Genomic DNA, 21254 nt, shown 5'->3' with positions numbered 1-21254 from the left:
CCTGGAGGAACCCCCGTGGCAGACAACGACGAGCACGACCGCGCGGGCGGCCGCGTCCTGGCGATCGGCCTCGACGCTGCCGAGTCCTCGCTGATCAGGAGCCTCATCGACGCCGGTGAGATGCCCGCGATGAAGGCCCTGCTCGACCGCGGCTCGTGGAGCCGGGTGACCGGGCCGACCGAGTGGAGCAGCGGCTGCGTGTGGCCGAACTTCCACACCGGCTGCCAGGCCTGCGACCACGGGCAGTACTCCATCTGGAACTGGGACCCGGCGCAGATGCGGCTGGCCTACACCGACGAGGAGCGGCTGACGCCGTTCTGGAAGCGGCTCCGTGAGGAGGGGACGAGCGTCGGCATCATCGACGTCCCCTTCTCGCCGTTCCTGGGGACGACGCCCGGCTTCGACGTGCACGAGTGGGGCGCGCACTCCCGGGTCGACGGCCGGGTCCGGGTCTCCCCCGGGCTCGCCGAGGAGGTCACCACAGGCCTCCCCGAGCACCCGTTCACCGACCCGCTGGCGCAGGTGCCGGTCGAGCCGGACCAGTACGCCGGGTTCCTCGACGAGTGCATCGAGGGCGTGCGGCTGCGCGGCGAGCTCGCCACCCAGCTGATCCGCCGGGACCAGCCGGACCTCTCCCTCGTCGTGTTCGAGGAGGCGCACCACGCCGGCCACTTCCTGTGGCACACCGTGGAGCCGGAGCTGCCCATGTACGCGGACTTCCCGCCGGTCGCCGTCCCGGAGCGGACGCTGGCCGACCTGTACCGGGAGCTCGACCGGCAGGTGGGCCGGATCGTCGAGGCCGCCGGCGCCGACACGACGGTGCTGGTGTTCGCGCTGCACGGCATGGGGCCCTCCCGCGGCCTGCCGCCCGTGGTCGAGCCGCTGCTCGAGGGCCTCGGCATGACCCACGTCCAGGAGGGGGTCAGCCGCCGCTCGGCGCTGGCCACCATCAAGAAGCACATGCCCGGCCCGCTGCGCGACCTCTACCGCAGGTCGGTGCCGCTGGCCAAGCGCAGCCAGTGGGGCCAGGACAGCGTCATGCCCGCCTACGACTGGTCGCGGACGACGGCGTTCGCCCTGCCCATCGAGCAGTACGGCATCGTGCGCATCAACCTCGCCGGCCGCGAGGCGCAGGGCATCGTCCCGCCCGAGCAGTACGACCAGGTCTGCGACGCCCTCGAGAAGGAGTTCCTCGCGCTGACCACGGCCGACGGGCGCCCCGTGGTGTCCGACGTGGCCCGTCCGCCGCGGGGCGCGCACGCCGCCGGTCTCCCGGACATGATCGTGCACTGGCACCCGGCGGCCTTCGAGTCCCCGGCGGTCGTCAACGGCGTCGAGCACCCCAACATCCGGCGTGAGCAGACCGGCCAGCACCGCTGGGACGGCTTCTGCATCGCCACCGGTCCGGCGGCGCAGGCGATCGGCGACACGATCGCCACGGAGGAGCTCCACCGGGTCGTGGTGGGAGCACTCGGCCGATGATCCTCGACTTCGGGGACCCCTCGGTCGGCACCGACCACGAGGCGGACGTCTGCATCGTGGGCACCGGCCCGGCCGGCCTCGCGATCGCCCGCCAGTTCCTGGGCACCTCGACGAGGGTCCTGCTGGTGGAGAGCGGCGGGCTCGTGCCCGACGCGGAGACGACCCGGCTCAACGACGGGGACAACGTCGGGCTCCCGATGAGCCTGCGCGAGGGCCGGGCCCGAACCTTCGGTGGCACCGGCACGGTGTGGCCGGGTCAGTGCATCCGGCTGGACCGCCTGGACCTCGAGGTCCGGGACTGGGTCCCGGACAGCGGCTGGCCGCTGACGATCGAGGAACTCGACCCGTTCTACGACCGGGCGGCGGCCTGGCTCGGCATCCCGGACAAGGCGGCGGACGAGCAGGCCTGGCGCCGCTTCGGCCTGGTCCCGCCCGCCTTCGACGGCGACCTCCTGTACCACCGGTCGTCGATGTACAGCAGCCACCCGGACGTCGGTGCCTTCTACCGAGCGGAGTTCGAGCGCGCGGACAACGTGCAGGTGCTGCTGCACGCGACCGCCGCCGGGATCCGCACGGGCCCGGACGGTGCCACGGCCGAGGAGCTGGAGCTCCGTTCCCTCCCCGGCCGGACCGGCCGCGTGCGGGCCCGGACGTTCGTGGTCTGCGGCGGCGGGATCGAGAACGCGCGGCTGCTGCTGCTGTCCGGGCTCGGCGGCCGGCTCGGCGCGCTCGGGCGCTACCTGCAGGACCACCCCACCGTGTGGGTCGACGTCCTCAGCGAGCGGCCGGAGGCGCTGCAGCAGTTCTACGGGCGGCTCGGCCGCGGGAGGGTCCGGTACGTCCCCCGGATCCGGCTGGGCTGGGGCATCCAGCGCCGGGAGCGGGTCCTCAACACCATCGCCACGCTCGTCTACCAGCACGCCGTCACCCCCGGGGTGGCCACCGCGCGGGAGCTCTCCAGCGCGGTGCAGGGCAGGCGTCGCCCCACCGGTGTCGGCCTGGCCGACCTGCGTGCGGCCCTGCGTGAGCTGGCCCCGGTCGTGACCGCGGGTTTCCGGCGGTTCGCCCAGGGCCGGCCGAGCGCCGCGCCGGTCGAGCGCATGCAGGTCCAGCTGCTGCTGGAGCAGGCCCCGAACCCGGACAGCCGGATCACCCTGTCGGAGGAGCACGACGACCTCGGGCTGCCCAAGGCGAGCGTCGACTGGCGCCTGACCGAGCTGGAGCGCCGCACGGCACGGGTCATGTTCGACACGCTGGACGCCGAGCTCCGCCGGCTCGGCCTCGGTCACCTGGACGCCACGGACTGGCTCGACGCCGAGCAGTGGACCAAGGAGGTGGAGGACGCCTACCACCCGATCGGCACCACCCGGATGTCCACCGACCCGGCGACCGGCGTCGTCGACCGGGACCTGCGGGTCCACGGGGTCGGCAACCTTTACGTGTGCGGCACCTCGGTGTTCCCGACCAGCGGCTACGCCAACCCGACGCTGACCATCGTCGCCCTGGCGATCCGGCTGGCCGAGCACCTCGCGGCACGGCCGGCGAGGGGACCGTCGTGGACGTGACCGTGGTCGTGCCCACGGTGGGCGGCCCCTACCTGACCGAGCAGCTCGCGGCCCTGGCCGCGCAGACCCGGCCGCCGGCGCAGGTGGTCGTGGTCAACAACGGGCAACCCGGTGCGGCCGACGCCACCGTGGCGGCGTGGCGCGCCGAGCTGCCGCAGCTGGAGCTGGTGGAGGACCGCCGGGAGACCACCCCGGGGTACGCCCGCAACGTGGGCGCCGAGCGGGCCCGCCACCCGGGGATCCTGTTCGTCGACGACGACGACGTCGTGGACCCCGGCTACGTGGCCGCGATGGGCGACGCGCTCGACGAGAGCGAGCTGGTGGCCGCCCGGGTGGAGCTGGAGCGGCTCAACCCGCCCGAGCTGACCAGCCGCTGGGGGTCCATGCAGGCCGACGGGCCGATGACCTACCACGACTTCCTGCCGTGGTCGATCAGCGCGGCGCTCGGCGTCCGCAGCGACGTCTTCCGGAAGATCGGCGGCTTCGACCGCGACTACCCGATCTGCGAGGACACCGACTTCAGCTGGCGGGCCCAGCTGGACGCCGGTGCCCGGCTCTCGTTCGTGCCGGACGCGACGCTCTCCTACCGGCTCCGCACCCGGCCGGGACAGGCGTTCCGCCAGGCGCGGGTGTGGGCCTCCTGGGAGGTCGCCCTCCACAAGCGGTACCGGGCCCGCGGGCTGACCGCGTCGGGGAACCAGCTGCGGGCGCTGCTGCGCTGGGGGCGTCCGCTGCTGCTGCTCGTCCGCGCCCGCCGCCGGGAGGACCTCGTCGTCGCGGCCCGGCAGCTGGGATCCTGCGTGGGGAGGGCCGAGGGCACCGTGCGCCACCGGCACCTGCACCTGTGACCACCGTCCCTGCGACGCGGGAGGACGCGCCCGCCGTGACCCTCACCCGACCCACCGAGGTGGCCGCGCCTCCAGTGGCAGCGCCTCCTGCGGCGCCGGTCCGCCGCCGCAGCGGCGGCACCCCGCTCCCGCCGGACTGGTACCTGCGGCTGGTGTCGGTCTTCGTCGTCGTGCTCCTGGTCCTGCAGCGGATCGGCGTCAGCGTCGGGGGCACCTCCGTGTCCATCGCCGTCCCGCTGGCCTACGCGTTCCTCGCCGTCTCCATCGCCACGCAGATGGTCGTGGTCAGCCGGGTGCGGGCCGGGCTGCTGACGGTCGCGGTGAGCGCGCTGCTGCTGACCACGGCCGCCGTCTCCATCCGGGGCGTCGACGACAAGTTCTCGCTGACCTCGTTGGCGCTGCTGGTCGTGCTGTACCTGCCGTGGGCGTTCTGCGTCCGCGGGCCGTACGGGGCCGCCGTCGTGGCCCGGGCCGGCCGGACCTTCCTCCGGACCATGCTGGTGCTCTCCGTCGTCGGGATGGCGCAGCTGAGCGCCCAGCTGATCGGGGTGTGGGAGCACGCGGACCTGCTGGAGCTGGTGGTCCCGAGCGACTTCCGGATCCCGATGTACAACTACGACAACGAGGTCAGCTACGGCGTCGACATTTGGAAGTCCGCGTCGTTCGTGCTGCTCGAGCCGTCGTTCCTCTCCCAGTTCTGCGCCCTGGCCATCCTGATCGGCATCCTGCTCCGCGTCCGCGCGTGGCAGCTGCTGATCCTCGCCGGCGGCCTGGCCTCGGCGGTCTCGGGAACGGGCCTGGTCCTGCTGGGCGTCGGCGGGGGGCTGCTGCTGCTGCGTGCGCCCCGGCTGCTGCGGCCCAGCTACGTGGTCGTCGGCGCATTCATCCCGGTGCTGCTCTACTTCAGCCCGGTCGGGACGTTCCTGCTCGAGCGCCAAGGGGAGTTCGGCAAGGAGGGGACGAGCGGCAACGCCCGCTTCAACCTGCCCTTCCAGGCGGCCTGGAACGGGCTGATGGACGACCCGGTGCGCTTCTTCATCGGAGCCGGCCCGGGAGCCGTGGACCGCGTCCTGCCCAGCGAGGAGGTCACGGTGAACGGCACCGACGTCCTGTACTCGACGGTGCCGAAGCTGGTGTTCGAGTACGGGCTCCTCGCCGGCGGCCTGTTCATCCTCTTCCTCGTCCTGGCCACGATCGACCGGGCGCCGTGGCGGGTGATCCCGGCGGCGATGGTGTTCATGACCTTCGTGCTGTCCGGGGCGCTGCTCCAGCCGCAGACCGCCGTCCTCGTGTGGCTGCTCGCCGGCCTGGGTGCCGCCGAGGACCGGTCACCGAAGGAACCCTCGCCCATCGGCTGACGACCGCCACGAGTTCCCCTGCGGACGCTCGTGCTCTGAGTGCCGGGCGCACTCAGAGCACGAGCGTCGGCACATCCGGGTGCTCCGGGCCCGCCGGACCCCGGGAACGCGAACGCCCCCGGCGCCCAGGGTCCTGGGCGCCGGGGGCGTGGTGTGCGCTCTGTGCTACCGGCCCCGGGCCGCGTCGAGGACGACCTCGACCACCCGCTGCCGCTCCTGCTCGGACAGGTCGTTGGCCATCGGCAGGGCGAGGGCCCGCGCCGCGAGGTCGTCGGTCACCGTCATGCCGCCGTGCACCGGCGCGTCGGCGTAGGCGGGGTGCCGGTGGACCGGCCGGTCGTAGTAGGCGGTGACCCCCACGGACGCCGCAGCCGCACCGCTGAGCACCGCGGCCCGGGTCGCCGCATCGGGGGCGACCAGGTAGCCGGCCTGCCAGGTGCCGCCCGCGGCGCCGGTCTGGAAGGCGAACCCGTGCGGCTCGAGGTGCTCCCGGTAGTACGCGGCGATCTCGCGACGACGCCGCAGGATCTCGTCGAACCCGTCCAGCACGGCGAGCGCGCTCGCCGCGTGCAGCTCGTCCATCTTGGCGTTGACGCCCGCGTAGGTGGCCAGCCGGCCCTGCACGAAGCCGAACGAGTGCAGCGCGTCGATGCGCTCCAGCAGGTCCGCGTCCAGGGTGGTCACCAGGCCGCCCTCACCGATGCCGAAGGTCTTGGTGGCGTGGAACGAGAAGACGTGCGGCGCCTGGTCGCGGCCGGTGAGCGTGCCGGTGTCGTCGACCGCACCGAAGCCGGCGGCGGCGTCGATGACCAGCGGCACACCGTGCTCGGCGCAGATCTCCTGCCAGCCCTGCTGCACCTTCGCCGCCGGCGGCAGCCCGAAGGTGTGCGTGCCGAGCACCGCGGCGACCTCGGTGCCCCGCTGGGTCAGCACGTCGGTCAGCGCCTCGCCGTCCATCTGCCAGGCGGCGGGCTCGACGTCGATGAACAGCGGCTCGTAGCCGAGCATCCGCACCGCGCCCGCCGTGGCGACGAACGTGTAGGAGGGCATGACGACGAAGCGCCGGTCCCCCGTCCCCGCGGCGTCGGTGACCGCGCGGACGGCGATCGTGATCCCGCTGGTGGCGTTGTGGACCGGCACGCAGCCCACCCCGCCGAGGTGGTCCGACAGCCGCTCCCGCAGCAGCCGCTCGCACGGCCCGCCGTTCGAGTAGAAGCGCGCCTCCTCGGCCAGCCGGTAGTAGGCGCCGATGGCCTCCAGGGACGGCAGCTGGGGACGGAGGAAGGGGATCGGGTTCACGACGTCACCTGCTGGTCCACGGAGATCCCCCGTTCCTCGGCCCAGGCGGAGGTCGCCTCGGCGATGGCCGCCCAGTCCGTCGCGGCGGTGCGCGCGCTCGGCTCGGGGCGGGATCCGGGCTGCTCGCTCTCCATGTGCGAGATCAGCTCGGGGTCGACGGCGAAGAGGCGCCGCCGGTGCGAGGGCCGGCGCAGCGACCGCGCGGTGACGGCCAGGCGGACGCCGCCCCGCATGATCGTGCGCGGCCACCCGACGAGCGGCACGGACCGCCCGGGGAGCAGGTCGGCGCGCAGCTGAGCGCCGGTGAAGGGCAGGAAACCGGCGATGGCCAGCGCGGTGGTGTGGTCCCAGGAGCCGCCGCTGACCGCGCACAGGTTCAGCAGCCGCAGGTCCTCCCGCAGCGTGCCGAGCCGGGTGCCGAAGGTGCTGGTCGTCGAGACGGCGTGGTACCACTGCACGTCGCCGATCGTCACCGCCGCGGGGTCGCCGGCCGCGCCGGTCACCGAGCGGCGCACCACGCGCCGGCCACTCGCTCCGGTGTCCAGCGCCCGCGACCCGTACATCGTCAGGTAGTCGACGTCGCTCAGCGTCGCGGCACCGGCGACGAGGTGCCGCAGGGCGTCGGGCCGGTACAGGTAGTCGTCCTCGGAGAACCAGAGGAACTGCTCGGCCGGCGCGGAGCGGGCCGCCTCGCGCTCGAGCATGAACCGGTACGAGCGGGAGTCGCTGCCGCCGCGGGCCTCCACCACCTCGCCGGTGGACTCCATCAGCGACAAGACCGGCCCGGGCCGCACCTGGTCGTTGATGTAGACCAGCTCCGGCGGGGTGTCCAGGGCGTCCGCGGCGCGCAGCAGCGACGTGAGCGCGAGCATCTTGCTGTAGTACGGCGGACGCGGCTTGGTGTTGTCACCGCCGTAGTGCCGGTAGAGGACCCGCAGACGGGACCTGGGGCCAGACGACATCGCGTTCTCCTTCGTGGCGGGGGTGCGGCGACCCGGCGGCCTCACGGCGCCCCGCCCACGGTCATGGGACTGGACTGGCCGGCCAGCGGCCGACGGACGTGCATGCGTTCTTTCTCGACCCCCGTGGTCCCTCGCCGTGCTCAGGGGAACGATCTCAGGACGACGGCCACCCTGGAAGGGGGATTCACCCTTTAGCCCTATGCCCGGTCGAGGGCGGGTGCCTGCGCGGCGCCGGGCCCGTCGGCGGGGGGACGACGCCCGCCGCCACCGCCGCGCATGAGCAGCAGCACCCGCCACCAGATCGCCGGCGCGACGACCACCTGTGCCAGGGACAGCCCGAGCGCGGCTCCCGGGGCGCCCCACAACTCCAGGCCGCCGAGCCCGAAGACCAGGAAGCCCGGCGCCAGCAGGCAGTTGATCCGGAACGTCTCCCGGGCGTAGCCGAGCGCCACCAGCAGCGAGCTCGCGCCGAAGCCGGCTGCGATGGCGACCAGGCCCAGCAGCGTCGCGGGCAGCACGGACTGGGCCGGCTCCCACGAGGCGCCGAGCAGGGCGACCCCGACCCGGTCCGGCAGCGCCAGCATGATCCCGCCCCAGACCAGGTTGGCTGCCACGAGCACCGCCGACAGCGCCCCGGCCGCCTGGATCGCCCGCCGGCCGGACAGCTTGCGGCGGGCGATCTCCGGGATGGCGAACGCGCTCAGCGCGTACCCGACGAGGTTCAGCGGCCCGAGCACCACCTGCGCCGCCCGCAGCGCACCGACGTCGGCGGCGGTCCCCAGGGCGGCGATCAGCAGCAGCGTGAGCTGGTTGGCCCCCATGATCGTGATGAAGGACGCGAAGTAGTACTTAAGCAGGTCCCGCTGGTCGCGCATCCAGCCGGCGCTGGCGAGCACCTTCGGGATCCCGCGGAACTGGAAGCAGCCCAGCACCGCGGCCACCAGCGCGGCACCGCCCCAGGCGAGGAGCACGGTGACCGCGCTCTCCCGGTCGAGCGCGAGGACCGCGGCCACCAGGCCGATCTGGACCAGTCCCCAGACCAGGTCGTTGACGAAGGCGGCCGACGGACGGCCCTCGGTGGTGAAGACCACCCGCCAGGCGTCCTGCAGCAGCAGCCCGGGCAGCAGCACCCCCATGCACAGCAGGGAGGTGCCCAGGTCGCCGCTCATCGAGGCGCCGACCGCGGCGACGACCAGGCCGGAGACGATGCCGAGGACGACGGTGGCGCCGGTCGTCGCCTGGGCCGCCGTGCGGAACTGCGCCTGGCTCGCGGCGGCGAAGCGCACCGCCAGCGGCCGGCTGATCAGCGAGCGGCCGCCGGAGATCAGGAACGTGTAGATGGTGAAGGCGACGGAGAACGCGCCGAACCCGTCGACGCTCAGCGCCCGGGCGGCCAGCAGCGACAGCACCATGTTCGTGGCGCTGGAGACCGCCTGGTCGGCGAAGTTCCACCCCGCGCGGCCGGCGACCTGCCGCAGGCCTCGGCCCTGCAGGGCGGACAGGCGGGCGCGAACGGTCACTCGGCGGAGGCTACCTCGACGGCGTGACGCGGGGGGGTGCCGGGAAGCCGCTGCTCCCCCGACCGGGTGAGGTCACCAGAGTCGCTGGTAGGTCTCCGCCGACAGCGGCATCCGGGTGGTCGGGTCGTACAGCGCCCAGTTGTCGTCGTCCTTCTCCTCGTTGAACTGGATCTCGTAGAGCAGCTGCCCGGGGCCGGAGCCGCCGTGGGTGTCGAAGAACTCGTACATGCCCTCGATGAAGGCCGGCGAGTCCCCCTCGTCGGCGTTGCCCGACCACTCCGGCACGGCGAGGGGGAGCCCGACGCTCTCGGCGAAGGCCAGGTGCTGGTCCAGCCCCCGGGGCCCGCCCCACTCGTCGGTGTCGTCGAGGGAGTCCGCCCACTCCTCCGCCGTGCTGACCGGCGGCGAGGTGTTGTAGTAGTCGACGGCCAGCACGTCCACGTGCTCGGCGCCCGGGAACAGCTCGCGCCAGTCCAGGCCGGTGCCCACCGACTCGCGGTTCACGCAGAACACCAGTTGCGCCTCGGGGTAGACCTCCTCCTGCAGCGCGCGGAACCGGCGCCAGGCGTCCGCGAAGTCCTCGGCGTCGTCCTCCTCGACCGACCACGCGTACCAGTCGCCGTTCATCTCGTGCGCGAACCGGACGTAGGTCGTCCCCGGCCGGTCCGCGCGCAGCTCCCGGAGGTTGGTCAGCGACTCCTCCCAGCGGTCGTCGTAGGCCCCCCCGGCCGCGTCCGCCCAGCTGCCGTCGTCCTCGGAGAACGCGCCGATGGCGATGTCCAGGGGGAGGTCCCAGTCCCCGAACTCCTCGCCGGGCTGCAGCTGCCAGAGCTCCACCATGGCCTCGTCGTTGTCCGCCCAGGTGGCGGAGATCTCGACCGGCCGGCCACGCCAGGCCCCGAAGTCCCCGTCGACGACGCCGATCCCGGCGGCGCCGGACAGCCACGGCGCCGGGGGCGAGACGGTGGTGTCGGCCGGCTGCGCCACCGGCTCACGGTCCTCGGGCAGCAGGGCGAGGACGACGGTGACCACCAGCACCAGCACCAGGACGCCGATGCCGAGCATCACCGGCCACCGCGGACCGCGGCCGCGCCGCACGCCGGACGCCACCTGGACCGCCCGATCGAGGACCGAGGTCGCCCGGCCGGGTGGTCGGTCGTTCCCGATCCGGTGCGTCACGTGGGAGTCTCCGGTGTCCGATCGTGCCGGGCAGGCGGGCAGGGTGAGGTCCGGCCCGGTGACCGGGCCGGTGGGTCCACCCCAGAACCTACCGTCGAGCGACAGGAGTCTGAAGTGCCCTGGAGGATGCGATCTTGACACAGCACGGCGCACCGGCCACCCGGCCCGACCAGCCGACCACCGACCCCGCGCCCCTGCGGGACGTCGAGGCCGTCGTCGTCGCCTACCGGAGCCGCGCCCAGGTGGAGCAGATGCTCGCCGGGCTGCCCTCGGACCTGCCGCTGGTCGTCGTGGACAACTCCGACGGCTCCGACGGCCTGGAGGAGGTCGTCCTGGCCCGCCGGAACGGGCGCTACCTGCGCGGCGGCGGCGTCGGCTTCGCCCGGGCGGCCAACCTCGGCGCCCGCACCTCCACCGCCGAGCACCTGGTCTTCATCAACCCCGACACCCGGCCGACGACGGCGGACCTGGCCACCCTGGTGTCCGACGTGGCCACCGACCCGCGGTGCTCGGCGAGCGCCGGGACCCTCCTGGAGGCCGACGGCCGGTCGCAGCTGGGCGTCGGCGGCTGGGAGCCCTCCCTCCGGCGTGCCGCCGTGCACGCCGTGGCGCTGCACAAGCGGTTCCCCGGAATCGGCATCTACGCCCGGCCCGAGCTGGGCGCCCCCGTGCACGTGGACTGGGTCACCGGGGCCTGCATGGCGGTGCGCCGGCAGACGTTCCTGGACCTGGGCTGCTTCGACGAGGACTTCTACGTCTACAACGAGGACATGGCCTTCGGGCGGGTGAGCCGCCGGCACGGCATGGTGGAGCGGCTGCGCACCGACGTGCTGATCTCCGGGTCCAGCGGGGGGTCCGGCGCGCCGTCGCTGGAGATGATGCGGCTGCGGGGCGCCTCGATGGCCCGCTACCTGCGGAAGTACCACCCGCGCGTGCCCGCCGAGGTGATGACCGCGCTCATCGGGCTCGGCTACGCCGTCCGCACCCTGGAGCAGCGGCTGCGGCGGGACCGGCGCCGCGCCGACGAGCACTGGGCCTACGCGCTGGGCGCCTTCACCGGCCGCGCCTTCGTCGGCGGGCGCCAGGTGACGTCCCGCGACTGACCGCACGGACGACGCCGGGGGCGCCCCTGGAAGGGACGCCCCCGGCGTGGTCAGCGGTCGGTCAGAAGGCGCTCTGGTAGGCCTGGGCCGAGGCCGGCATCCGGGTGTCCCCGTAGAGCAGCCAGCGGCCGCCGTCCTTGTCGATGTTGAACATGACGTCGTAGGCGATCTGCCCGGCGCCGCCGCCGGCGTTGGTGCGGAAGAAGTCGCCCATCCCCTGGATGAAGGCAGCCGAGTCGCCCTCGTCGGCGTTGCCCGACCACTCCGGGACGGCCAGCGGCAGGCCGACGCTGCGGGCGAACTCCAGGTGCTTCGCCAGCCCCTTGGGAGCGCCGTGGCCGTCGGTGGCGGTCAGCGACTTGGCCCAGTCGGCCGCGGTGGCGACGTAGGGGTACTGGTTGTAGTAGTCGACGGCCATCACGTCGACGTACTGGGCGCCCGGGAAGGACTCGCGCCAGTCGAAGCCGCTGCCCACCGACTCGCGGTTGACGCAGAAGACGAGCTTGGCGGCCGGGAAGATCTCCTGCTGCAGCTCGCGGAAGTGCCGCCACGCGGCGACGAAGGCGTCCTTGTCGCCCTTGTCGACCGACCAGGCGTACCAGTTGCCGTTCATCTCGTGGGCGAAGCGGATGAACAGCGGCGCCGTCCGGTTGCCCCACTTGGCCTTCAGGTTGGTGAGCGACTCCCGCCAGCGCTGGTCGTAGGCGCCGTTGGCGGCCTGCTGCCAGGACTCGCCGTCACCGATGGCGCCGATCGCGATGTCCAGCGCCTGGTTCCACTTGCCGAACTCCCCGCCGGGGTCCAGCTGCCAGAGCTCGGTCATGGCCTCGTTGTTGTCCGCCCAGGTGCCACCGATGGTCACCGGGCTGCCCCGCCACTTCGCGAACGAGCCGTCGGCCACGCCGTCGCCGGATGCGCCGGACAGCCAGGTCCCCGCCGGCACGGTGGCGGTGAGTGCGCTGCCGGCCGCTCCGGCAGCGGGAGGCGCCGGGACGGCGACGGGCGCCGGGGCGGCGGCCGCCGTCTGGGACCGCGCGGAGGCGGCCGGGCCGCTGCCCGCCGTGGTGGCGGTCTCCTCGGTCTCCTCCGTGTCGTCCGGGACCTCGGCCGACGCCGCGGTGTCCTCCGCGACCGCGGAGGTCACGGCCTCGGCGGGGGCCTGGGCAGCGGAGATGCTCGGGTCGGTCGGCACGCCCGCCGCCAGCTCGCCGGCGTCCTGCGAGGCAGCTGCGGACTCGGCGACCTCGGGGTCGGCCGAGCCGAGGCTCGTGGAGACGCTGAAGCTGAGCGTGGTGACGGCGCAGACGGCGGTCACCAGGCTCAGCGAGGCCCGCGGGCTCCGGCGCAGCCGGGACAGACGGGACTGGGCGTGACGCATCGAAGCGTGGCCTCTCGGGGCAGGGCGGCGCGGCGGGTGCCGGCCGGCGGGCGTGTGCGGAGCGGTCCGGGCCAGAGGCCCGAGGAGGGTTCCGCCGAGCAACACGAGCGGCGTGGAAACCACTGTCCGTGTTGCGTCAGCGACGGATCGAATGCTGGCACGACCACACAGCAACGCTCTAGTCACTTGTAGTGATCAACAGTCCCAGGCACCTCACCCGTCACCGGATCCACCCGCGCGCACATCTCGGCAGTCGCTCTGACCTGCGGAAATGAATGACAACGGTGAAACTATGAGCTGGCTCACCTTTCCGGTGCGTCCTGTGACGACACGCCCGGACCCGGGTTCCCGAGCCGAGGCGATAGGTTGCGTCGACCCGTCCTTCGACCGAGGAGCCGTTCGGTGCGCAGCACTGTCGTGGCCAAGTTCGTCCCCTGGCCGCCCAACAGCGGCGACAAGCGCCGCGTGCTGGGCATCGTCCGCGCGCTGCGCCGGCAGGGCCCGGTCACCCTGTGCGCGTTCACCGGGCCGAACGAGGACGTCGAGCCCCTGCGCGCCGAGGGGATCGACGTCCGGGCCGTGCCGCTCACCCGGCGCCCCGCCGACGTCGCCCGCGGGCTGGTCCGGACGCGCACGATCACCGGGGCTCGGTTCTGGGACCCCCGGCTGGCCCGGGCCGTGGCCGAGGCCGCGCAGACCCCGACGGACGCCCTCGTGGTCGAGCACGTGCAGCTGCTGCCCTACGCGGCCGGCCTCCGCGCGGGGCTCCGGGTCGTGGACATGCACAACGTCGAGTCCCAGCTCATGCGGCGCATGGCGGACACCGCGTCGGGCCCCCGGAAGCTGGTGTTCTCCGCCGAGGCGCGGGCGCTGCGGGCGGCCGAGCGCCGGGTCTCCGACGTCGACGTGGTGGCCGTGGTGAGCGAGGCGGACCGGCAGACGCTCGCCGGGGTGGTCGACCACCCCCGCGTCGTCGTGGTGCCCAACGCCTGGGACGAGGTCGCCCCCCTGCCCCCGGCCGAGGCGCCGGTCGCCAGCCTGGTGGCGCTGATGTCCTGGGGCCCCAACGTCGACGCGGCGACCTGGTTCACCAAGGAGGTCTGGCCCCGCGTCACCGCGCGGGTGCCGGGCGCCCACCTGCAGCTGGTGGGCCGGGACCCGGCCGAGCGGGTCCGCCGGCTCGCCGGCCCCGACGTGGAGGTCACCGGCACCGTCGACGACCTGGCGCCCTGGTACGCGAAGACCCGGGTGTGCCTCGCGCCGCTGCTGGCCGGCGGCGGCTCCCGGCTGAAGATCCTCGAGGCGCTGGCCGCGGGGCGGCCGGTGGTCGCCACCCGGATCGGCGTCGAGGGCCTGGAGGACCTCATCGGCCGCGGCGTGGTCGCCGAGGACGACCCGGAGCGCATGGCCGCAGCCGTGGCCGAGCTGCTCTCGGACCCCGAGCGCGCCGCAGCCCTGGGCCGGGAGGGGGCGGCCGCGGTCGCCGCCGACCACTCCTGGGACGCCGCGGTGCGCCCGCTGCTGTCCGCGCTCGCGGCCCGGCCGGGCGCCGAGGACTGACCGCTCTCCCCGGACCCGGTGGACGCGACGAGGCCCCGGGGTCGGCCGTGCACCCCCGGGGCCTCGTCGACCCGTTCAGCCCCCTCAGGGGGCGGTCGTCGCCCGCGCCTCGTCGGCCGCGGCCGAGCCGAAGAACAGCTCGTCCTGCTCAGCGCGCAGCCGGTCGACCAGCCGGCCGGCCGGGAGCTCCACGTCGCCGTACCGGATGACCTCGTCCTTGGCGACGTCGCGGAGCAGCCGGGCTCCCTCGGCCAGACCGACCGGGAGCAGCCCGCTGCCGTGCGTCACGTCGGCCCGCTCGGCCTCGCCGTAGTAGTGGTACCCACCCGGGCGGTCCAGCTCGGTGCCGGCCGCCAGGTCGGTCTTGGCCACGGTGACGACGTCGACCAGCGGCGCGCCCGCCGGGCGGATCGTGGCGTCGCCGAGCAGCGCGGCCCGGGCGACGGTCGTCGGGACCTCGAAGTGGCACAGGTGGTACGGCGTGTAGAAGCTGTACAGCGGGCCGGTGCCCAGCTTGTACAGCTCCAGGTAGTGCCGCTGCTTGGGGTCGTCGTGCTCGGCGAGCACGTAGACCCCTGGTCCGGGCTTGGCGCCGACCACGTAGTCCACGGCACCGCCGAGGGCCCGCAGCTCCTCGACGTCGTAGACGCCGGTGAGCTCGTCGACGTGACCGGTGTGGTCCATGCCGAGCATGCCGCGCTCGTGCACGGTCAGCCCCGCGGCGTTGGCGACCAGCGCCTGCTCGACGCTCACCTTCGTGCCGTCGGCGAAGCTGGTCACCATCCAGGGGTCCTGCCCCCAGCGCTTGGCGAACCCCTCCTGGGTCGTGGGGTTGCGGTAGGGGTCCTGCAGGCCCTTGATGTTGCCGGCGACCCGCGGGGTGAGTCCCAGCTGCCGCACGAACCGGATCAAGTTCATCTGGACGCCGGGCTGGTCGCCGTCGGCCCCGGTGTAGACGATCCCGGCCGCGTCGGCCCTGGTCACCAGCAGCGGGCCCAGGGTGGCGTCGACCTCGGCGTTGAGCAGCACGAGGTGCTTGCCCGCGGCGATGCAGGCCAGCGCCAGCTCGGCGCCGAAGGGCACGGACCCGGTCGCGTCGACGACGACGTCCACCCGGTCGCTGGCGAGCAGCACCGAGAAGTCGTCGGTCACCGCGACCTCGCCGCGGGCCGCGATCCGGTCGACGGCCGAGCCGCTCTCGGCGGCGGCTGGCACGGCGCCGGCCTCGGTGACGATGTCGTGCGCCCGACTCGGCGTCCGGTTGGAGACCCCGACCAGCTGCATGCCGGGCGTGCTGTTGACCACCTGGTTGACCAGGCCCCGGGCCATGAAGCCGGCACCCACCAGGCCCATCCCGACCGGGCGGCCCTCGGTCTGCCGCTGCTGCAGGAGGGTGTCGACGACGATCATGCGCGCACCCCCGTTGCGAAGCGCTCGGTGTTGGCGTCGGCGTCGAACGGCGCCCAGGCGGCGTCCTTGTCCGAGATCACCGAGACCGGCAGCGGCCACTCCACGCCGAACGCCGGGTCGTCGTACCGGAAGCCCATCTCGGCTCCGGGCGCGTAGGGCACGCTCACCATGTACAGCACCTCGGTGTCGTCGGTGAGCGTCTGGTAGGCGTGCGCCAGGTGCGGGGGCAGGTACAGCGCCGTCCGGTTCTCCGCGGTCAGCTCGACCGCGACGTGCTGGAGGTAGGTCGGCGAGTCCGGGCGGACGTCGACCGCGACGTCGACGATCGCCCCGCGCGTGCACCGGATGAACTTGGCCTCCGGGTGCCCGGGCAGCGACAGGTGCAGCCCGCGCAGCGTGCCGGCTCGGTGGTTGAACGACACGTTGCACTGCGCCACCTCGGGCCGCATGCCGTGCTGCTCGAACTCGGCGGTGTCGAACGAGCGGGCGAAGAAGCCGCGCTCGTCGGAGAACGGCTCCATCTCGACCAGGTGGACGCCGTCGACGCCCAGGGGGGTGTACTTCACGAGGGCGCCTTCCAGTAGAGCTGCGGGTCGACCTGCTGGGTGCGCATCAGGTACTCGATCTGCTTGAGCCGGGTGTGGCCGCGACCGGTGAAGGTCGCCTCGTCGAGGTCGATGGCCTCGAAGATGCGGTGCAGCTGGGCGGCGCCGGCCTTGGCGTCCCAGTCGGTCTCGTAGCCGGGCAGCACCTCGCGGATCTTGTCGAAGGCCACCCGGTAGCTGCGGTTGTCCGCGCTCGGGTCGCCGAAGCTGAGCTCGCAGCCGGGGAACTCGGCGGCCACGATCTCGGCGATGTCGCGCACCCGGTAGTTGTTCTCCTCGCTGCCCACGTTGAAGATCGCGCCGTGCACCCGCTCGCGCGGGCTCTCCAGCGTCATCCGGATCGCCTTGGCGATGTCCAGGGCGTGCACCAGCGGCCGCCACGGCGAGCCGTCGCTGGTCATCGCGATCTTCTTCGTCGTCCAGGCCAGGCCGGACAGGTTGTTCAGCACGATGTCGAAGCGCATCCGCGGGCTGGCGCCGAACGCGGTGGCGTTGCGCAGGAAGGTCGGCGAGAAGTCGTCGTCGGCCATCGGCGCGAGGTCGCCCTCGACCAGCGCCTTGCACCGGGCGTAGGAGGTCTGCGGGTCGACCGGGCTGCTCTCGTCGACGGTGCCGTCGGCGACGCCGTAGACGCTGCACGAGGACATGTAGACGAACCGGGAGACCCCGGCGTCCTTGGCCAGCTGGGCCAGGTGCACCGAGCCCTTGTGGTTGATCTCGTAGGTGATGTCCCCGATCAGGTCACCGATCGGGTCGTTGGAGAGCTCGGCCATGTGGACGACGGCGTCCACGCCCTCGAAGTGCCGGGGCTCGATGCGGCGGATGTCCAGCGCCAGCGTCTCGGGCACCCGCTCCAGCCCCGGGTAGAGCCAGCCGTGCTTGTAGTAACCGGTGTCGACCCCCACCACCTGGTGGCCGGCCCGGAGCAGTTCCTGAGCAGTGAGGCAGCCGAGGTAGCCCTCGGTGCCGGTGACCATGATGCGCACGCTCGTCGCCCTCGCCTCGTTGATTGACTGTGCCAGGACACGACCGTTGCGCCGCGTCCCGCGGGTTGCTCTCCGGAATTGGTACCCGTCCTCGGCCTGGATCAAGGCACGCGGGCTCTGGCCCGCGGCCGCGGCTCCCCACTCCGGGTGAGTCGTGACCGGGGCCCGTGCTGGGCAACCGCCCTCAGTCCTCCCAGACCTTCCACTCCGCGTGGCCGTCGTCCCAGAGGCTGTTGAGCTCCTTCCAGTCGCGGAAGGTGTCCATCCCCATCCAGAACCCCTCGTGCCGGTGGACGCCGAGCTGGCCGTCGCGCGCGAGGCGCTGCAGCGGGGCGTGCTCGAGCATGACCTCGGTGGCCTCCGGGTCGAGGTACTGGTCCACGAACTCGCGCTCGAAGAAGAAGAAACCACCGTTGACGTAGCCGGTCTGCGGCTGCTTCTCGTTGAACGCGGTGACGTCGTCACCCTCGATCACCATCTCGCCGTAGCGGCCGCTGGGGTGGACGCCGGTCAGCGTGCCCAGCTTGCCGGACGCCACGTGCGCCTTGAGCACGGCCGGCAGGTCGACCGCGCCGATCCCGTCGCCGTAGGTGAGCGCGAAGCGGGGGGTGTCCAGGTACTTCGCGACCCGGGCGATCCGGGCGCCGGTGGCCGTGGTCAGCCCCGTCTCGGCGAAGGTGATCTCCCAGTCCTCGTCGGCCACGTTGGTGTGGAACTCCAGCTCGTGGTCGCCCCGCATCCGGAGGGTGAAGTCGTTCATCCGCTCGCGGTGGTCGACGAAGTAGTCCTTGATCATGTCGCCCTTGTAGCCCAGGCACAGGACGAAGCGCCGGAACCCGTAGTGGCTGTAGGTCTTCATGATGTGCCACAGCACCGGCCGGCCACCGATGTCCACGAGGCCCTTGGGCAGCTGCTCGCTCGCCTCCCGCAGACGGGTGCCCATGCCCCCGCAGAGGATGACGACGGGGATGTCCGCCGGTGCGACGTCTGGACGGTGGTTCATCAGTTCCTCAGTTCCTCGTACGGCGGCAGGTCCTGCCGGTCCTTCGGAGCGTATGCGGCACCGGACACCGGGGGGAACCGGCAACGGTCCGTGAGGGGTCGCCCGATCGGGTGAGATCTCGGCGTCCCGCGCGTCACCCGGGCAGGCGGGAGGTGGTCACCAGGCTCGGGTCCAGGTCGCCGAGGCGGGCCGCACCCGCCAGCGCGAGGACGTGCCGCAGGTCCGCGCCGAGCGCGTCCAGGGCGCCGGTGACCCCCGTAGCGCCGCCGCTGGCCAGTGCCCAGAGCAGCGGACGGCCGACCAGGACGGCGCTCGCGCCGAGGGCCAGGGCGACCAGGGCGTCGGTGCCGGTCCGCACCCCGCCGTCCACCAGCACCGGCGCGCGCCCGTCGACGGCCGCGACCACCTCGGGCAGGGCCAGCGCGCTGGGCACGGCGCGGTCGAGCTGCCGGCCCCCGTGGTTGGACACGATCACGCCCGCGGCGCCGGCGTCCAGGCAGCGGACTGCCTCGTCCCCGCGCAGCACGCCCTTGACCAGCACCGGGAGACCACTGGCCTCGGCAAGCCGGCCGATGACGTCCGGGGTCATGGACGGGTCCTGCTCGGCCGACTCCCGGCCGATCGACCCCGGGAGCAGGTGCTGGGCGAGGTTGACCAGGAACTCGTCGTCCGGCACGGCGATCCGGACGCCGGAGACCCGCCCCTTCCGGCCGACGTACGGCGTGTCGACGGTGAGGACGACGGCGCCGGCACCGGCCTGGGCGGCCCGGCCGACCAGCGCCTCGGTCAGCCCCCGGTCGCGCATCAGGTAGGCCTGGAACCACCACGGCCCGGTCGCCGCCGCGGCGATGTCCTCGAGCAGCCGCGACGCCCGGGTGGAGACCACCGCCAGGGAGCCGGCGGCACCGGCGCCGGCGACGGTCGCGCACTCGGCGTCGGGGTGCGCCAGGGCGTGGAAGGCCATCGGGGCGACCAGGAACGGCGACTCGATGCGCGCGCCGAGCAGCTCGGTGCCGATGTCGACCGCGGACACGTCGTGCAGGACCCGGGGGCGGAGCCGGTAGGCGCGCCAGGCGGCCTCGGCCTCCCCCAGCGTGGTCTCCTCGCCCGAGCCGGCCGCGTAGTAGTCGTAGACGGCCGGCTCGAGGCGGTCGCGGGCAGCGTCGAGCTGTTCGTGCAGCAGCGTGAGCATTGCGTCCGATCAGTACGCCCCGGAGCCGCGGAACACGGCGCCCAGGGTCTTCCAGAGGATCATGAAGTCGAACGCCAGCGACCAGTTCTCCACGTAGCGGACGTCGATCCGCACGGAATCGTCCCACGACAGGTTGGAGCGACCGCTCACCTGCCACAGCCCGGTGAGCCCTGGCTTCACCAGGAACCGGCGGTGCATGTCCTCGCCGTACTGCTCCACCTCGCTCGGCAGCGGCGGCCGGGGACCCACCAGGGACATCTCCCCGCGCACGACGTTGATCAGCTGGGGCAGCTCGTCCAGGGAGTACCGGCGCAGCACCTTGCCGACCGGGGTGACCCGGGGGTCCTCGCGGAGCTTGAAGAGCACGCCGTTGCCGTCGTTCTCGGCGACGAGCGTGGCCATCGAGGAGGCCCCGTCGACCATGCTGCGGAACTTGAGCATGTGGAACCGGCGGCCGTCCCGGCCGACCCTCTCCTGACGGAAGAAGACCGGACCGCGGCTGGACAGCCGGACGGCCAGCGCGATGGCCAGCAGGGCGGGGGTGAGCAGGAACAGGCCCGTCACCGCCAGCGACCGGTCGAGCGTCTCCTTGGTGAGCCGCCGGACGCCGCGCAGCTCGGGGCGCTCCATGTGCAGCAGCGGCAGCCCGCACAGCGGCCGGATGTTCACCCGCGGGCCGACGATCTCGGTGACCGCCGGGGCCAGCAGCAGCTCGGCCTCGGTCTTCTCCAGGGCCCAGCCCAGCTTGCGCAGCGCCGGCCCCTCCAGCTCGCGCGAGGGGAGGACGGCCACCGCGTCGATCTCGTGGGTGATGACCACGTCGGCGACCGATTCGAGGTCGCCGAGCACCGGCAGGCCGTCGAAGGTGGTCGCCGGTCCGCCGTACTCGTCCGGCGGCAGGCAGACGCCCACCACCTGGTAGCCGTGGTAGGCCGATCGACGGATCTGCTCGTGCAGGGCCTGGACGCCGCTGCGGTGGCCGACGATGACCATCGTCTGCTGGAAGCGCCCGTCGTTGCGGCGCCGGTGCAGCCAGGTCCGCTCGGCGTAGCGGTGCAGCAGGGTCAGCAGGGTGGCGAGGGGCAGCGCCAGCACGATCAGGCCACGGGCGACCTCCAGCTTGAAGGCCCAGCTGACCGTCGCCACCGCCGCCAGCAGACCCACCGCGGCACCGAAGACCCGGCGGAACTCCTCCGGACCGACCCACAGGAAGCGCTGCTCGTAGGTGCGGGCGAACACCATCGCCATCACCCAGACCGCCGGCAGCACCAGGGCGATCCACAGCGAGGCCACCGACGCACCCGCCGGCAGCGTGTCCGCACCGAACCGGCCGACGTAGCCGACGGTGGCCGCCAGCACCCCGATGAGGGCGTCGACCGCGAAGATGCGGCGCACGTAGGAGGCCTGCCACGCCCGGCGCCGCTCGGTCCCCTCACCGCGGAGCCCGAGCCGCGAGGACCGCCACCATCGGAGGCGGGACTCGTCGGCACGCCGTTCCAGGTCGTCACCCTGCGCGAGCATGGACACATGAACCCCCGTGGCGTAGAAGTCGTGGCAAGCCGACCGAGTCCATCCCGGCACACCCGTCGGCGACACTCGTCGGGCGACGGGCCCGCTGGGTGATCCGCCCTGCTGGCGTGAAAGATCATGTACTCCTTGACTGCGTTGGGCTACGAATATGCGCACTGAACGAGAGCGACACGGGGAGAGAAACGCGATGAGTGTCCTGCTGCCTACGCTGCGTAGGTTGCTGCGATCCCTCGGCGCACGGACAATCACGCAACGTGATGTCCTCCGCCGGCCG

General features: G+C 73.2%; 17 protein-coding genes. 6 read left to right on the top strand and 11 right to left on the bottom strand.

The features are described 5' to 3' along the window. The first annotated feature begins 15 nt into the window (after positions 1-15). The 4 genes from HL189_RS03890 to HL189_RS03875 are packed head-to-tail and all read left to right on the top strand — an operon-like array spanning position 16 to position 5253. Positions 16-1482 carry an alkaline phosphatase family protein gene (locus tag HL189_RS03890; protein ID WP_369132394.1) on the top strand — a complete coding sequence of 489 codons (1467 nt, stop codon included), beginning with the start codon at positions 16-18 and terminating at the stop codon, positions 1480-1482. Then, complete coding sequence (locus HL189_RS03885; protein WP_369132393.1) at positions 1479-3047, top strand: GMC oxidoreductase; 1569 nt, start codon at positions 1479-1481, stop codon at positions 3045-3047. The genes HL189_RS03890 and HL189_RS03885 overlap by 4 nt, the downstream gene beginning before the upstream one ends. Beyond that, entirely contained in the window at positions 3038-3895 is an 858-nt protein-coding gene (locus HL189_RS03880; protein ID WP_369132392.1) for a glycosyltransferase family 2 protein, read from the top strand. The genes HL189_RS03885 and HL189_RS03880 overlap by 10 nt, the downstream gene beginning before the upstream one ends. A 35-nt stretch (positions 3896-3930) precedes the next feature. After that, positions 3931-5253, top strand: a complete 1323-nt coding sequence (locus HL189_RS03875; protein ID WP_369132391.1) for a hypothetical protein — start codon at positions 3931-3933, stop codon at positions 5251-5253. A 165-nt stretch (positions 5254-5418) separates the two neighbouring features. Here the strand turns inward: HL189_RS03875 and HL189_RS03870 are convergent, their stop codons facing one another. The 4 genes from HL189_RS03870 to HL189_RS03855 all read right to left on the bottom strand — a co-directional run bounded on the left by HL189_RS03870 (position 5419) and on the right by HL189_RS03855 (position 10213). Then, positions 5419-6552 carry a DegT/DnrJ/EryC1/StrS family aminotransferase gene (locus HL189_RS03870; RefSeq protein WP_369132390.1) on the bottom strand — a complete coding sequence of 378 codons (1134 nt, stop codon included), beginning with the start codon at positions 6550-6552 and terminating at the stop codon, positions 5419-5421. Then, positions 6549-7514, bottom strand: a complete 966-nt coding sequence (locus tag HL189_RS03865) for a hypothetical protein (protein WP_369132389.1) — start codon at positions 7512-7514, stop codon at positions 6549-6551. Before HL189_RS03865 ends, HL189_RS03870 begins: the two co-directional genes overlap by 4 nt. Positions 7515-7711: 197 nt before the next feature. Next, entirely contained in the window at positions 7712-9034 is a 1323-nt protein-coding gene (locus HL189_RS03860) for a hypothetical protein (RefSeq protein WP_369132388.1), read from the bottom strand. Positions 9035-9106: 72 nt separating this feature from the next. Beyond that, positions 9107-10213, bottom strand: a complete 1107-nt coding sequence (locus HL189_RS03855) for a glycosyl hydrolase (protein ID WP_369132387.1) — start codon at positions 10211-10213, stop codon at positions 9107-9109. 134 nt (positions 10214-10347) lie between these two features. Between HL189_RS03855 and HL189_RS03850 the strand changes: the two genes are divergently transcribed. Then, positions 10348-11316 (top strand): glycosyltransferase, encoded by a 969-nt coding sequence (locus HL189_RS03850; protein ID WP_369132386.1) that lies wholly within the window; start codon positions 10348-10350, stop codon positions 11314-11316. A gap of 61 nt (positions 11317-11377) precedes the next feature. Here the strand turns inward: HL189_RS03850 and HL189_RS03845 are convergent, their stop codons facing one another. Beyond that, positions 11378-12694 (bottom strand): glycoside hydrolase family 26 protein, encoded by a 1317-nt coding sequence (locus HL189_RS03845; RefSeq protein WP_369132385.1) that lies wholly within the window; start codon positions 12692-12694, stop codon positions 11378-11380. Positions 12695-13096: 402 nt separating this feature from the next. Between HL189_RS03845 and HL189_RS03840 the strand changes: the two genes are divergently transcribed. After that, entirely contained in the window at positions 13097-14254 is a 1158-nt protein-coding gene (locus HL189_RS03840; protein WP_369132384.1) for a glycosyltransferase, read from the top strand. Between the two features lie 84 nt (positions 14255-14338). Here HL189_RS03840 and HL189_RS03835 read toward each other — a convergent pair whose 3' ends face one another. From HL189_RS03835 to HL189_RS03810, 6 genes are all read right to left on the bottom strand, one after another. Beyond that, positions 14339-15664 (bottom strand): NAD(P)H-dependent oxidoreductase, encoded by a 1326-nt coding sequence (locus tag HL189_RS03835; protein WP_369132383.1) that lies wholly within the window; start codon positions 15662-15664, stop codon positions 14339-14341. Beyond that, complete coding sequence (gene rfbC / locus HL189_RS03830; protein ID WP_369132382.1) at positions 15661-16230, bottom strand: dTDP-4-dehydrorhamnose 3,5-epimerase; 570 nt, start codon at positions 16228-16230, stop codon at positions 15661-15663. Before rfbC ends, HL189_RS03835 begins: the two co-directional genes overlap by 4 nt. Further along, a complete protein-coding gene (locus HL189_RS03825) occupies positions 16227-17246 on the bottom strand; it encodes an NAD-dependent epimerase/dehydratase family protein (protein WP_369132381.1) in 1020 nt (339 codons plus the stop codon). Before HL189_RS03825 ends, rfbC begins: the two co-directional genes overlap by 4 nt. A 193-nt stretch (positions 17247-17439) precedes the next feature. Continuing rightward, a complete protein-coding gene (locus HL189_RS03820; RefSeq protein ID WP_369132380.1) occupies positions 17440-18258 on the bottom strand; it encodes a sugar phosphate nucleotidyltransferase in 819 nt (272 codons plus the stop codon). A 133-nt stretch (positions 18259-18391) separates the two neighbouring features. Next, complete coding sequence (locus HL189_RS03815; RefSeq protein WP_369132379.1) at positions 18392-19450, bottom strand: alpha-hydroxy acid oxidase; 1059 nt, start codon at positions 19448-19450, stop codon at positions 18392-18394. Positions 19451-19459: 9 nt separating this feature from the next. After that, positions 19460-20971, bottom strand: coding sequence for a sugar transferase (locus tag HL189_RS03810; RefSeq protein ID WP_369132378.1), 1512 nt, complete (start codon positions 20969-20971; stop codon positions 19460-19462). Between the last annotated feature and the right edge of the window lie 283 nt (positions 20972-21254).

Source organism: Modestobacter sp. I12A-02662 (assembly GCF_041028325.1).
Classification (GTDB): Bacteria; Actinomycetota; Actinomycetes; order Mycobacteriales; family Geodermatophilaceae; genus Modestobacter.
This window is presented reverse-complemented; position numbering and strand designations above follow the sequence as displayed.